This is a genomic window from Phocaeicola sp. RTP21198st1_B8_RTP21198_201120 (assembly GCF_040929485.1).
In the GTDB taxonomy this organism is placed as follows: Bacteria; Bacteroidota; Bacteroidia; order Bacteroidales; family Bacteroidaceae; genus Phocaeicola; species Phocaeicola dorei.
This window is the reverse complement of sequence record NZ_JBCOCI010000005.1, coordinates 25,948-40,956: the sequence shown is the minus strand read 5'-3', so window position 1 is coordinate 40,956 and position 15,009 is coordinate 25,948. Positions and strand designations below refer to the sequence as shown.

The following is a 15,009-nucleotide window of genomic DNA, read 5'->3' as shown; positions in this document are numbered from 1 at the left end:
AGCAAACGGTTGTTAAAAAAGTGAATACTATAAATAACATATTTCTCGTAGAAAAGTTATCAAACTGTTAACTTCATGCTGCTAAGATAGTAAAAAAGCTTCTTTTATGCAAATTCCTTAACAAAAAGACGTTTTTTATAAATAGCATTATTTTATAGAGTACATTTGCTTTGTGCTTTCGTCTTTTTTTAAAGCCCGGAGCTTTTATCGGGAAACGAAGAAATTCGTAATTTTGTAGAGCTTTGCTTGTTTGCAGGCCAATCAAGCTGAAGAGAAACCTCATTTTAATAGATGGAAAAACAACATAGAAGTAAATAAATGGAACTGAAACAACTTTTTACCTTTGCAGCAGCCTGTTCGCTGGCACTTTCGGTGTCGGCTCAAGATAGAGTACACTATACAGGCACAGAGCTGTCTAACCCTACCTATCATGACGGACAATTATCACCTGTGGTAGGAGTACACAATATTCAGGTGATGCGCGCCAACCGGGAACATCCTGCACCCGATAACGGCAATGGATGGACATACAATCATCAGTCCATGTTGGCTTATTGGAACGGACAATTCTATATGCATTATCTTTCCGATCCATCAGACGAGCATATTCCTCCCTCACAGACTTTCCTGATGACTTCAAAAGATGGATACCACTGGACAAATCCGGTGACTCTTTTCCCTATCTACCGGGTTCCCGATGGCTATACCAAGCCCGGACGTACAGACAAGGCGAAAGATCTGGATGCCATCATGCATCAGCGTGTAGGCTTCTATGTATCAAAAAGCGGCAGGTTGATAGCTATGGGAAACTATGGCGTAGCTCTGGACAAGAAAGATGACCCGAATGACGGGAACGGAATAGGCCGTGTGGTTCGCGAGATTAAGAAAGACGGTTCGTTCGGTCCCATTTATTTTATTTACTATAACCATGCGTTTAATGAAAAGAATACATCCTATCCTTATTTTAAACGCAGCAAAGACAAGGAATTTGTAAAAGCCTGTCAGGAGATTCTGGACAATCCTCGTTACCGTATGCAGTGGGTGGAGGAAGCTGACCGTAATGACCCGTTGATTCCTTTACACAAAGAATACAAAGCGTATTGTGACTATACTTTGCCCGACGGTCGTTTGGTAAGCTTGTGGAAACATGCCCTGACTTCCATCAGCGAGGATGGTGGAAATACGTGGGCGCAACCGGTGGAACGTGCGAAAGGCTTTGTTAACAGTAATGCGAAGATTTGGGGGCAGCGTTTGAGTGACGGTACATACGCCACGGTGTATAATCCTTCCGAGTTCCGTTGGCCGCTGGCTATCTCGCTCAGTAAGGACGGGCTGGAATATACGACCTTGAATTTGGTGCATGGCGAAATTACACCGATGCGTTACGGAGGTAATTATAAATCATTCGGGCCTCAGTATGTACGGGGTATTCAGGAAGGTAACGGAACTCCTCCCGATGGTGATTTGTGGGTGACTTACAGTGTGAACAAGGAGGACATGTGGGTTTCTCATATCCCTGTGCCCGTCCGCGCACATGCCAGTGCACATGCTGACGATAATTTTGCCAACTATAAAGATTTGAATGAACTGACCGACTGGAATTTGTATTCTTTGCAGTGGGCTCCCGTATCATTGGATGGAAAATGGTTGGTGCTGCAAGATAAGGATTTGTTCGATTATGCCCGTGTGGAGCGTAAGATACCTGCTACAAAAGAGCTTAAAGTTTCTTTCGAACTGATGGCGGAGCAGAACGATAAGGGCCTTTTGCAAATAGAATTCCTAGATGAAAACGGTATTGCCTGTTCTCGTTTGGAATTGACTTCCGACGGACTTTTCCGTGCCAAAGGAGGTGCGCGGTTTGGTAATTTGTTGAAGTATGAACCGGGCAAGACGTATAAGGTAGAAGTGGAACTTTCTGTTGCTAACCGTATGGTAACCGTTTACGTGGATGGAAAGAAAGCAGGACAACGTATGTTCTTTGCTCCCGTTCCGGCCATTGAGAGAGTGATGTTCCGCACCGGAGCGCAACGGACTTATCCTACGGTGGATACCCCGGCAGACTGGTATGGCATTCTGCCGAATGCAGGTGAGCAAGAACCTTTGTGCACCTATCGTATAGCCAATTTCAAGACGACTTCTGCTGATAAGGATGCCGGTGCGGCTTTCTTGAAATATAAGGATTTCAAGCCCTACGTGGATTATTTCAACAGCATGGAGGATGAGAATATAGCCCAGGCTGTTCCCAATGCCCGCGCATCTCAATGGATGGAAGAAAACATACCTCTTTTCGAGTGCTCTCAAAAGAACTTCGAGGAAATGTATTATTATCGTTGGTGGACGCTGCGCAAGCACATCAAGGAAACTCCGGTGGGCTATGGTATGACCGAATTCTTGGTAAACCGTTCGTATGCCGATAAATACAATCTGATAGCTTGTGCCATCGGTCATCATATTTATGAGAGCCGCTGGTTGCGTAACCCGGAATACTTGAATCAGATTATCCATACTTGGTATCGGGGTAACGAAGGAGGCCCGATGGCCAAAATGACCAAGTTTAGCTCGTGGAATGCGGATGCGGTACTGGGACGTTACATGGTCGATGGAAACAAGGAATTCTTGTTGGATATGGTAAAGGATTTGGAAGCGGAATATGCCCGTTGGGAAAAGACAAACCGCCTGTCCAATGGACTTTACTGGCAGGGAGATGTGCAGGATGGCATGGAGGAATCTATCAGTGGAGGTCGTCGTAAGCAATATGCCCGTCCTACTATCAACAGTTATATGTATGGCAACGCCAAAGCGCTCTCTCTTATCGGCATCATGACAGGAGATGAGGGCATGGCCATGAAATATGGATTGAAAGCCGACTCCATTAAAACGTTGGTACAGGATAAGTTGTGGAACACAGACCACCATTTCTTTGAAACGATGCGTGGAGATGCGTCCGCCGAGGTACGCGAGGCTATCGGCTATATCCCTTGGTATTTCAATTTGCCGGATGCTTCTTCCCAATACGATGTGGCATGGAAGGAAGTGATGGACGAGAAAGGTTTTTCCGCACCTTACGGACTTACCACTGCCGAGCGCCGTCATCCTGAGTTCCGTACGCATGGCGTAGGTAAGTGTGAATGGGATGGGGCTATCTGGCCGTTTGCATCTGCACAGACTTTGACTGCAATGGCCAATTTCATGAATAATTATCCTCAGACTGTATTGACAGACAGCGTGTATTTCCATCAAATGGAACGCTATGTGGAGTCGCAACATCATCGTGGGCGTCCCTACATCGGCGAGTATCTGGATGAGGTAACCGGTTATTGGTTGAAAGGGGATCAGGAACGCAGCCGTTATTACAATCATTCTACTTTTAATGATTTGATGATTACCGGTTTGATAGGACTCCGTCCGCGCATGGATAACACAGTGGAGGTGAATCCGTTGATTCCCGAAGGAAAATGGGATTATTTCTGTTTGGATAATGTGTTGTATCATGGCCGTAACCTCACTATTTTGTGGGATAAGGACGGTAGCCGTTACCAGCGTGGAAAAGGTCTGCATATCTATGTGGATGGAAAGGAAGTAGGACATGCCGATACATTGACCCGTGTTCTTTGTGAGAATGTGCTATAATTTTGAATAAAGGGGATGTCTTAAGATAATAAATAGACTGTTGAAAGAAAAATGAATTACAGAAAATTCTTAATAGCCGCTTTGTTAGTTATGTCTTTCTCCGTGCAGGCGAAAGACATAACTATTACCCGCCTGACGTGTGAGATGCGCGAAGGAAGAGTGACCATCTCTGATGCCCCTCGTTTGGGATGGCAGATGAGTTCGCCGGAAAATGGCACGCGGCAGACTGCTTATGAGATAGAGGTTCGGGATGTATGGGCAGGAAAAGTAGTCTGGAACAGCGGCAAAGTAAAATCCGCTCGAAGCCAGTTGGTTTCCTGTGCGGATGCGGCCTTGGCGAAGGACAGGCATTATACTTGGCGTGTCCGTGTCTGGGATGAGGCTGATACGCCTTCGGCATGGAGTGCGCCCTCTGATTTCAGTATCCTGACTTCCGAAGCGGCTTTCGCCGGCAGTGAATGGATTGGGGCCATTACCCGTAAGGATGCCCGCATACCCGAAGGCCGGAAATATCATGGCAGTGAACTGAAAAAGCCTGAGGCAAAGGCCGCCTGGGCTGCTGTGGATACTTTGGCAAAGAAAAGTATTTATCTGCGTCGCGAGTTCCATGTGGCAAAGAAAGTGAAAGACGCCACAGCGTATGTATGTGGCTTGGGCTTTTATGAATTTTCGCTGAATGGAGAAAAAGTGGGAGACAGCGAATTTGCCCCCCTTTGGAGCGACTATGACAAAAGTGTCTATTATAATACTTATGATGTCACCTCGCAAGTGAAGAAAGGCGGTAACGCTATCGGAGTCCTGCTGGGAAATGGATTTTACAATGTGCAAGGCGGCCGCTATCGTAAACTGCAAATCAGTTTCGGCGCTCCCACGCTTCGTTTCCGGATGGTGGTGAATTATGAAGACGGAACCAGTGAAACGATTGTTTCCGGAAAGGACTGGAAGTACGATTTCAGTCCCGTACTGTTCAATTGCATCTATGGCGGAGAAGATTATGACGCTCGCCGTGAGCAGAAAGGCTGGAACATGTTCGGTTTTAAAGAGCAGGATTGGCGTCCTGTCGTGATTCAGGAAGCCCCCAAAGGGGTGCTTCGTCCGCAGATAGCGCAACCGGTGAAGATTATGGAGCGTTATGATATCCGGAAAATGACCAAGCTCACCGCTGAACAGATAACAGCTGCCTGCAAGTCAACCAAACGGACAGTAGATCCGTCTGCCTTTGTGCTGGATATGGGACAGAACCTGGCCGGTTTCCCCGAAATTACCGTCCGTGGAAGGAAAGGGCAGAAAATAACTCTGCTTGTATCCGAATCCCTGTCGGATGAAGGAGCTTGCAATCAGCGTCAGACCGGCAGACAACATTATTATGAATATACCCTGAAAGGGGAAGGAGTGGAAACTTGGCATCCTCGTTTTTCTTACTATGGTTTCCGGTATATTCAGGTGGAAGGCGCTGTGCTGAAAGGGCAAAAAAACACCTTGCATCTTCCGGTGATCCAGAAGATACAATCGTGCTTTGTTTATAATTCGGCTCCTAAGGTATCCACATTCCAATGTTCCAATCGTATATTCAATGAGGCCCATCGGCTGATAGAGAAGGCGGTGCGAAGTAATATGCAGTCCGTGTTTACCGATTGTCCTCATCGCGAGAAACTGGGTTGGTTGGAACAAGATCATTTGTGTGGTCCCGGTTTGCTTTACAATTATGATTTGACAGGCTTTCTTCCTCAGACTCTTCAGAACATAGCCGATGCACAGCATGCCAATGGCGCGGTTCCTACTACTGCTCCGGAATATGTGGTGTTCGAGGGTCCCGGTATGGATGCTTTTGCCGAATCTCCCGAATGGGGATGTACCTTTGTGGTATTGCCTTTCATGTATTATGAGACGTATGGGGATGATTCATTGATTAGAAAATACTATAACGGAATGCGCCGTTACATTGATTATATGACTACCCGTGCCAATGATGGAATCGTTTCTTTCGGACTGGGCGATTGGTATGATTATGGAGATTTCCGGGCCGGATTTTCTCGTAATACGCCTGTTCCTTTAGTAGCTACCGCCCATTATTATATGGTTGTTCGCTATTTGGTGGAGGCGGCACGTATGCTGGATAATAGGTATGATGTAGCATATTACACTCATTTGGGTGAAGAAATTAATAAAGCATTCCATCGGGAGTTTTATCATAAGGATACTCGTCAGTATGGTACGGGAAGTCAGTGCAGTAATGCCCTGCCGTTGTTTCTCGGAATGGTTCCTGCCGAAGATAAACAGGCGGTACTTGATAACTTGGTAGCGGATATAAAACGTCATGGTAACCGGCTGACTACTGGTGATGTGGGAAATCGTTATTTGTTCCAGACGCTAGCCCGTAACGGACTGAATGAGTTGATGTACACCATGCATAACCATGAAGAGGCCCCGGGGTATGGTTTCCAACTGAAATTTGGAGCTACCACGCTGACCGAGCAATGGGATCCGCGACAAGGTTCTTCGTGGAATCACTTTATGATGGGACAGATTGATGAATGGTTCTTCAACTCGCTGGCGGGTATCCGCACCGTTGAGGGAAAACCGGGAATGAAGGAAATAGAAATACGTCCCCGTCCGGTAGGCGATTTGACATACGTCCGGGCTTCGACTGAAACTCTCTATGGAAAGGTTGCAGTAGACTGGACACGCGAGAATGGAGTCTTTACATTGAAAGTAACGATACCTGTAGGGTGTACGGCACGCGTATTCCTTCCCAATGAGAAAGAGCCGAAGATAGTGGAAAGCGGAACTTATTCTTTTAAGAAATAAACGCAGCTTTCATAGGAAAAGCCCCCTGGGGGTGTTTGGTAAAACTAAAATCAATTAATGAACGATATGAATAAACGTACCTTTTTAAGTCTGTTGTTATGTGTTTGCAGTTTGTCTTTTCTGCATGCCGAGCGTGTGGATATGCAGCAAGCCGGTGCCGATATACAAGGCCGGAAATTAAACACGACATTGATTAATTTTACCATCGACCGCTTGAATGCCAATGGTGGCGGAACACTCTTTTTCCCCGCAGGAACTTATCTCACCGGTTCCATCCACATGAAAAGTAATATTACATTAGAATTGGAAGCAGGAGCCACCTTGAAATTCTCGGAGAACTTTGACGACTTCCTCCCTTATGTCGAAGTGCGTCACGAGGGAATCATGATGAAAAGTTTCCAACCGTTGATTTACGCCGTGGATGCAGAAAATATTACCATCAAGGGAGAAGGAACTCTGGATGGACAGGGTAAGGCATGGTGGACTGAATTTTTCCGTGTACTGGTAGACCTTAGAGATAACGGCAAGAGAAACATCAACAAGTACCAGCCCATGTTCGAGAAGGAAAACGACCTGAAAGCCCTTTACGCTGAAACCAATGAAGACTGGCATGGCACACTGGACCGTCGCTTTTTCCGTCCTCCTTTCATACATCCCATCCGTTGTAAGAATGTACGGGTAGAGGGCGTGAAGATTATCAACTCTCCCTTCTGGACTGTAAATCCTGAATTTTGCGACAATGTGACTATTAAAGGCATTACCATCCACAATGTGCCTTCCCCCAACACGGATGGCATCAACCCCGAGTCTTGTAAGAATGTACACATCAGCGACTGCCACATTTCGGTAGGCGATGACTGCATCACCATCAAATCCGGACGTGACTTGCAAGCGCGTAAACTGGGTGTTCCTTGCGAGAATATCACCATTACCAATTGCACCATGTTGAGCGGACACGGTGGTGTGGTTATCGGCAGCGAGATGAGTGGGGGAGTGAAGAAAGTGACCATCAGCAATTGTGTCTTTGATGGTACAGACCGAGGGATTCGTCTGAAATCCACTCGTGGCCGCGGAGGCATTGTGGAGGATATCCGTGTAAGCAATATTGTGATGAGTAATATCAAGAAAGAAGCTATTGTTCTCAATCTGAAATATAGCAAGATGCCTGCCGAACCGAAGAGTGACCGCACTCCGGAATTTCGTAACATCTATGTTTCGGGTGTGACGGTCCGTGATGTGAATACCCCCATTATGGTGGTGGGCCTGCCCGAAGCGCCTATTACCGGTATTGTGATGCGTGATGTGTATATTCAGAATGCCAAGCAACGCTGTGTCTTTGAAGATTGTAAGGACTTGGTGCTGGATGATGTGTATGTGGATGGTAAAGAAATAAAATAGACTGCCCGATGAAAAAACAGATGCTTTTGTGCATGGCGGCACTCTCTTTTTCCGCTGTGTCTGCACAAACTTATGAAACTCGGTTCGCACGTCCGTTATCCGATGTGTTGAATGACGTTGCCGCCCGTTTCCAGGTCCGCTTGAAGTATGATATTGATACGGTGGGGCGTATCCTTCCGTATGCCGATTTCCGTATCCGTCCCTATTCATTGGAAGAAACCCTGACTAATGTGCTTTCTCCTTTCGATTATAAATTCGTGAAGCAAAGTGATACCGTGTACAAGTTGAAACCATACGAGTATGCACGCCGCACGGATGTTGATGGAGAAAAAATGTTGTCATATCTTAGTGGCTTGTATACTGATAAAGATCAGTGGGAACAGCGCAGGGAGATACTCCGAAAGGAAGTGCGCCAACGTCTGGGATTGGATGATATGCTGAAAGGAACAGTGAAGGATGCAAAGCCTATTCTCTCGAAAGTACGGAAATTCGATGGATATACCGTGCAGAATTTTGCATTGGAGACCTTGCCGGGGCTTTATGTTTGCGGTTCGGTTTATGCACCGCGTTCCAAAGGTAAACATGCACTTATTATTTGCCCCAATGGCCATTTTGGACAGGGACGTTACCGGAAGGACCAACAGCAACGTATGGCTACATTGGCGCGTATGGGGGCTATTTGTGTGGACTATGACTTGTATGGTTGGGGAGAATCCGCCTTGCAGGTGGGTGCGGAAGCGCACCATACCAGTGATGCGCACACCATTCAGGCTATGAACGGATTGCTGATACTGGATGATATGCTGGCAAACCGTAAAGATATAGATCCTGCACGCATCGGCGTGAACGGTGGTTCCGGCGGAGGAACGCAGACGGTGTTGCTTACCGTTTTGGACGACCGTTTTACAGCTGCTGCCCCTGTGGTCAGTCTGGCTTCTCACTTTGATGGCGGTTGCCCGTGTGAAAGTGGCAAGCCCATCCAGCTGGCAGGTGGAGGAACTTGCAATGCGGAACTGGCCGCCCTGTTTGCTCCGCGTCCCATGCTGGTGGTTTCCGACGGAGGAGACTGGACAGCCACGGTTCCTCGTTTGGAATATCCTTACTTGCAACGCATCTACGGTTTTTATGGTGCGACGGACAAGGTGAGCAATGTACATTTGCCGCAAGAACGTCATGATTTCGGTCCGAACAAGCGGAATGCGGTTTATGATTTCTTTATAAACGTGTTCGGCCTTGACCGGAGAATGCTGGATGAAAGTAAAGTAACCATTGAATCGGAAAACGCATTGAAGAGCTTTGGTGAGAAAGGTGAGAAACTGCCAGCCGGAGCCTTAAGATATAAAGAATGATTTTGTCGTTTATTTATTAGGTTAAGAGTTAGTGTAGAATCTCCCTCTTGCATAGCCTGTGAAGGTGAGCAAGGGGGAGTTTTTTTTAGGTATGGGGGTTAATACTTTTTGTCGGGTATATCAGGTCTTGTCATACGGACTGTTAAGTCTTTTTGTGCGGACTGTTACTATAGTCTTCGGCAGTGGACCGTACAGTCTGCTACAGTGGACTGTACGGTCTGCCGTAGTGAAACATACGGACTACTGTCGTAGTCTGTAAAAGGTAACCGTAAGAAATGCTTTAATGGTACTGAAAAAAAGACTTAATGGAGCTGAAGCGATGAATTAACTCTGCATTTATGTTATAATCATCTTTAATTCTCCATCCTTGTGGCGCTTTCGGTTGTTTTCTTGTTTATAGTTGCGGATTCAAACCGGTTTCTAAATCGGATTTCAGCCGGGTATAATGGAAAAAGCGGAGGTTATAATAAGATAATGCGTTTCTGTAATATGGCAGCAATCTGTTGTCTCAGTTGTGGGGCGCTGATGGGCTTGGCCATATAGCCGTCGAAGCCATTTTCCATAACCCGTTGTTCATCACTGGCATAGGCGAAAGCGGTAACGGCGATGATAGGCACATCCAAGGATAGCTTTCGTATTTCCCGGGTGGCCTCATAGCCATCCATCACCGGCATATTGATATCCATCAGAATTATCTGAGGATTATGGAGTTTATACAAATTGACCGCCTCTTTTCCATCCCAAGCATGAACCAGGTTATATTCTCGTTTCAAGATAGATTGGAACAGCCGGTAATTACTCTCATTGTCTTCGGCAACTAGAATGGTCAGCTTGTCTTTCTGCACGGAGATGGGCTGATGTTTGTCTTCCTTTTTGTTATCCGCATCAGCGGGCTGGTAGGGAATGGTGAACCAGAAAGTGGATCCTTTTCCTTCTTCAGATTCTACGCCGATGCGTCCTCCCATGTGCTCTACAATCGTCTGGCAAATGGATAATCCCAGTCCTGTACCCTGTACAAAAGAGTTCAGTTTGACGAAACGTCCGAATATGGAGTTCACTTTGTCGGCTGGAATGCCGCAACCGGTATCTTTAACATAGAAATAAAGTTCTCTGCCGCATAGTTTGTAGCCGAAGGTGATGCTTCCTTGTGAGGTAAACTTGCTGGCGTTGTTCAGCAAATTATTCAAAACTTGCATCAGGCGGTTCTTTTCTGTCTTTATGGGGCAAGAGGGAAGTCCTTTGTGTGCAATCAGTTGAATGCCGCTGGTTTCCGTCCGGTAACGGACCACGCTTTCTATTTCGGAAAGGATATCATTCAGTTCCACGTTGGAATAACTGAAATCCAGTGTGCCGGCCTCTATTTTTGATAAGTCCAGTATGTCGCTGATTAATTGCAGCAGTAACGTATTGTTACTTTCAATGATATTGATATATTCCTGCTTTTCCTGTTCCTCTTCTGCAGTAGCAAGGATGTTTGAGAAACCGATGATAGCATTTAGCGGAGTGCGTATTTCGTGGCTCATATTGGCAAGGAAAGCGGACTTCAGCCGGTTGGATTCTTCCGCGCGGTCCTTGGCTGAAAGCAGTTCGTTTTCCATTGTTTTCCGTTCGTTGATAATCAGTGAGGAACCGACTAAAGTCAGCGGCTTTCCGTTTTTGTCTCTTGTTTCTACGGCTGCTTGTGCTTCTACCCAGTCTATTTTCCAATGTTTTCCATCATTGGCCAGTACACGGTACTCTTCTTTCACTTTCTCTATTTTTCCGTCTGCCAGGTCGCGGTAGGCCTGTATCACGCGTGGACGGTCTTCTTTGATAATTTTGGCGAAATATTGTTTGTCCGATACGCTCAACTGATCTTCGCTGATGCTGCCCGGCATGGCTGCCATGGCAATGGGGCGGTTAAGGTCGCACAAGATGGTATGGTCTTTCAAGTTCCATTTCCAAGGTACAATGTTGGCTACTTCCAGTGCCATGGAAAGTTTATGGTTCGTGGCGCTTAGCATTTGCTGTGCATTGTGCAACTCGGTGCTGTCCATGCAGAACACATCGACCATATCCGGTTCAGTGGAGCAATTCAGGACAACATCATAGAAGGTGTTGACGGTTTTAAAATAATATGGGAATGTGATCGATTTCTTTTCTTTCAAGGTGATACTCATGAAATGGGTGAATTCCGGTAAAGATTCGGGAAAGATTTCGGAGGCCCTTTTCCCTATTATATCGGATTTTTTAAAAAAACATCGTTCGAAATAACGGTTGACATCCTGATAAATGCTGTCTATAATATTTCCTTCTTTATCCCATATTACTTGTTCCTTCATGTAAAGAATCGGCATATTATCCACCAGGTTGATATATTGTGCGTTTGTTTCTATTTCATTTTGTTGGGCTCGTCTCAGGACTTTCAGCATCTGAATGCGTTTTTGTTGTGTTACAGCCATCAGTGCGAAGGCCATGAGCACAATCAGGATAAACCATTTGTATTTGTTCAGAAAGTGGACAGGCTTGTCATAGAAAATGGTGTCATCGGGGCATCGCTTGGGGTCGAGCCCTTTATTTATGAGTCTGGTATAGTTGAAGGTGGGGTGTGCTTCCTGAGGCTCATAGAAAGGAATGTCACTGGCTCTTTTTCCACCGAGGATGTCGTCAATTGTTTTCAATAATTGCTTGGTGAAGGCTTGTTCATTGTACATGTATCCTCCTACCATACCTCCGTCGTCCATACCTGCATAGCGGATGGTGAAAAGAGGGGCGGAGATGCTGGAAATGCTTCTGTAAGCGTTTATCAGAAAGCTGTCCGAGGTGAAGGATTCGGTGAACCAAGTGGATACCAGAAAGCCTGTAGTCTTGTCTGCCTTACGTACAGCATTATATAACTGGTGCAGAGTATTGGTGCGTGAAGAGATGTATTTATATTCCAGTTGCGGATATTTTGTTTGGATCAATTCCCGCAGTCGTTGGTCATATTCGGGATTGGGATAAATCCCGTCTCCCAAAAAGATGAGTCTTTTCATGCCGGGAATCATTTGCAGCATCAGTTCCACACTTTCTTCCAGATAGATAGGGGTATGCATGTAGGTGAAATTGTATTCTTGGGCCAGTTCGCTCATGTGTGTCTTTTCTTTGGGAGTGACTGTATCTCTCTGCCTGTAGAATATTTCAGGATACACATAGGGGTCTGCCCCGCAGACAATAGTAGGTACGGTACCCCATAAAGCTTGTATCTCTTCTCTGAAAATCAGACTCATGCTTCCTACAAATACCAATAGACGGGGAGGGGTGGAGCCATATCTTGAGGAAAGTGTTTCTGAAAACTTTTCTATTTTAGCAGAATCGCCTACCATGAATAAATTCAGATGTTCTATGTAGGCGTCTATATTTTTGGTTCCGGCTAGTTTATGGACAATGGGGGTGGTAATGCTGTTGCTCCATGGAGAAGATTCGTTATAGCTGTTTAAAATCAGCACATATTCTTCGTTCCCGGTACGATCCTGTGCATTGGCAGCTTCACAGGTGAATGAGAAGATGGTACATATATAGGTATATATCAGCAGCCATTGAATATAGCCTATACGGATTCTCCTACGATTTTTATCCATTATTGTTTTCTACTCTTCTTTAAATATATCGCTCTGATGCTTGTGATGAAACAAATGTACTATTAAATCAGGGAGTGGACGAAGAAAAATAAATGTTTAACAAATATTAAAAGAAACGCACTGAAGTGGGGAACTTCCTGTATGTCCAGGTGTGAACATTTTAAACGGGAACTTTGGCCAACTTATATGGCAATGATTTAAAATGCCGGTGAAAGGCAGGAAAAGAGGGAGGATGAGAAATATCTTTTGCGTTATCTCTTTTATATCTGAAGAGATAGCTTTATATTTATCCCCTCATCTTATTTTAAGGTAGTTATGGAATATCACTTAAGTACTAAATTGAATGGAAATATAGCAATGACTTCCTGTTTCCATGAAAACTCCTTTTTGCAACGTGACGGGAGTCTTTATAAATTTATATGGGTGCGGCATGGAACGCTGGATGTGGAAGTGGATCATGTGGTGATGCATCTGGAAAAAGAGGAAATGATTTCGCTCACTCCTTTGCATCATGTGCAGATAAGGGGAGTGGACGGTGAATACCTCACTTTTTTATTCAATAGTAACTTTTATTGTATTTACGGGCATGACAGCGAGGTGTCTTGTAACGGATTCCTGTTTAACGGTTCTTCCCGTGTCATGCGTTTGAAGCTTTCGCCTTCCCAGTCGGCCCGTCTTGACAGTATTGTCGATATTTTCAGAGGGGAGTGTGAAATACAAGACAACTTGCAGGAAGAAATGTTGCGTATTATTCTGAAACGTTTCATTATCACTTGTACCCGCATAGCCCGTGAAATGTTTGATGTAGACCCGGGGCGTGAGAACACGTTTGATGTGATTCGTCAGTTTTATGTGCTGGTTGACAGTCATTTTAAGGAGAAGAAGCAAGTGCAGGATTATGCTGATATGTTGTGTCGTTCTCCCAAGACCATTTCCAATCTCTTTTCCCTTTACAGGCTTTCTTCTCCTTTGCGTGTCATTCATGAACGCGTGGATGCGGAAGCCAAGCGCCTGTTGCTTTATACGGGCAAGAGTGCGAAGGAAATCAGTGAGATTCTGGGATTTGAGGATTTGGCTACATTTAGCCGGTTCTTTAAGAAAATGAACAAGGAGAGCCTTTCGGAATACCGGAAAAGAGAGAAACGGGAATAATTGCCAACCTATATGGGGGAATTGCCATTTACTGGAGAGGGAAAACTGCCGACCTTTGCACCAGGAAGTTAAATCTTTTAATAATGAAAGCAATGATGACAAAATTAAAATCTCTGTTTGTTGCGTTTTTAACAATAGCAGCATCTGCCCAAAAACTGGGTATCAATCTTATCCGTGTGGCAATCCTTGTAATTTTTGTATGGATTGGCGGTCTGAAATTCTGGAATTATGAAGCCGAAGGAATTGTGCCTTTTGTGGCGAACAGTCCCTTTATGAGTTTCTTTTATACCAAGGACGCTCCTGAATATAAAGAATATAAGCTGAAAGAAGGCGAATTCGATGAAGCGAAGCACCAGTGGCATGAAGAGAACAATACTTATGGGTTTTCTCATGGATTGGGTATTTTGATTATGGGAATCGGTATCTTGACGTTTTTAGGTATCTTCTCTCCAAAAATCGGTTTGGTAGGGGCCGGACTGGCTATTGTCATGACACTGGGCACTTTGTCTTTCCTTGTGACAACGCCTGAGGTGTGGGTCCCCGATTTGGGAAGTGGCGAACAGGGGTTCCCTCTGCTGACGGGCGCCGGCCGTCTGGTCATTAAAGATACTGCTATTTTGGCAGGAGCTGTTGTTGTTCTTTCGGATAGTGCGAGAAGGGTATTGAACCAGTTGAAAAAGTAAAGTTAGAAAGACCGGTCACGGACATGCCCTTTTATAGGGGTGTATATGGATGTATTTCAGCGGGAGGCAAGTATTTCCTGCAAGACATAACTATCTATGAGGCAAGTTGTATCCTGTGTCATCTTGCTGTCTGTCAGCTATTGATAATGAATGCAAATTTGGCAGATTCTGCGGTTAACCCCTGTTAAGTGCTTATCTATCTGTGTTAAAAGAGGAAAAAAATCTCTGACAAACGGTACAACCGTACAATATTTGTCATTACATTAGCGTCAGAAATGTTAAACCAAACTTGAAATTAACAAATTAATAGATATTAAGTTATGAAACAAGCAACTAAAATGGTACTAGGCGCAGCAGCAATTGTAGCAGTCAGCGCAGGCTGTCTCTTAT

At 45.2% G+C, this 15,009-nt stretch carries 7 protein-coding genes; 6 read left to right on the top strand and 1 reads right to left on the bottom strand.

Annotated elements, in window-relative coordinates:
• Nucleotides 1-318 precede the first annotated feature (318 nt).
• From AB5935_RS04270 to AB5935_RS04255, 4 genes are read left to right on the top strand one after another with little or no spacing between them, the layout of a single operon-like run.
• Nucleotides 319-3,630: an MGH1-like glycoside hydrolase domain-containing protein gene (locus AB5935_RS04270; RefSeq protein ID WP_007838188.1), complete on the top strand. Its 3,312-nt coding sequence runs from the start codon at nt 319-321 to the stop codon at nt 3,628-3,630.
• Between the two features lie 51 nt (nt 3,631-3,681).
• Complete coding sequence (locus AB5935_RS04265) at nt 3,682-6,438, top strand: glycoside hydrolase family 78 protein (protein ID WP_038609235.1); 2,757 nt, start codon at nt 3,682-3,684, stop codon at nt 6,436-6,438.
• Nucleotides 6,439-6,495: 57 nt separating this feature from the next.
• Nucleotides 6,496-7,836 (top strand): glycoside hydrolase family 28 protein, encoded by a 1,341-nt coding sequence (locus AB5935_RS04260; protein WP_038609238.1) that lies wholly within the window; start codon nt 6,496-6,498, stop codon nt 7,834-7,836.
• 8 nt (nt 7,837-7,844) lie between these two features.
• Nucleotides 7,845-9,185 carry an alpha/beta hydrolase family protein gene (locus AB5935_RS04255; protein ID WP_038609240.1) on the top strand — a complete coding sequence of 447 codons (1,341 nt, stop codon included), beginning with the start codon at nt 7,845-7,847 and terminating at the stop codon, nt 9,183-9,185.
• Nucleotides 9,186-9,646: 461 nt separating this feature from the next.
• Here AB5935_RS04255 and AB5935_RS04250 read toward each other — a convergent pair whose 3' ends face one another.
• Nucleotides 9,647-12,784, bottom strand: a complete 3,138-nt coding sequence (locus AB5935_RS04250) for an ATP-binding protein (protein WP_038609243.1) — start codon at nt 12,782-12,784, stop codon at nt 9,647-9,649.
• A gap of 315 nt (nt 12,785-13,099) precedes the next feature.
• On the opposite strand from AB5935_RS04250, the gene AB5935_RS04245 reads away from it, so the two are divergent.
• Nucleotides 13,100-13,936 (top strand): AraC family transcriptional regulator, encoded by an 837-nt coding sequence (locus tag AB5935_RS04245; protein WP_007838194.1) that lies wholly within the window; start codon nt 13,100-13,102, stop codon nt 13,934-13,936.
• Between the two features lie 92 nt (nt 13,937-14,028).
• Nucleotides 14,029-14,619: a DUF417 family protein gene (locus AB5935_RS04240; protein ID WP_007844979.1), complete on the top strand. Its 591-nt coding sequence runs from the start codon at nt 14,029-14,031 to the stop codon at nt 14,617-14,619.
• Nucleotides 14,620-15,009 lie beyond the last annotated feature (390 nt).

Bases quoted from the DNA above. Each gene is read 5' to 3' on its own strand.
- AB5935_RS04245 (WP_007838194.1), top strand. From the start codon at position 13,100: ATGGAATATCACTTAAGTACTAAATTGAATGGAAATATAGCAATGACT.
- AB5935_RS04240 (WP_007844979.1), top strand. From the start codon at position 14,029: ATGATGACAAAATTAAAATCTCTGTTTGTTGCGTTTTTAACAATAGCA.
- AB5935_RS04265 (WP_038609235.1), top strand. From the start codon at position 3,682: ATGAATTACAGAAAATTCTTAATAGCCGCTTTGTTAGTTATGTCTTTC.
- AB5935_RS04255 (WP_038609240.1), top strand. From the start codon at position 7,845: ATGAAAAAACAGATGCTTTTGTGCATGGCGGCACTCTCTTTTTCCGCT.
- AB5935_RS04270 (WP_007838188.1), top strand. From the start codon at position 319: ATGGAACTGAAACAACTTTTTACCTTTGCAGCAGCCTGTTCGCTGGCA.
- AB5935_RS04250 (WP_038609243.1), bottom strand. From the start codon at position 12,784: ATGGATAAAAATCGTAGGAGAATCCGTATAGGCTATATTCAATGGCTG.
- AB5935_RS04260 (WP_038609238.1), top strand. From the start codon at position 6,496: ATGAACGATATGAATAAACGTACCTTTTTAAGTCTGTTGTTATGTGTT.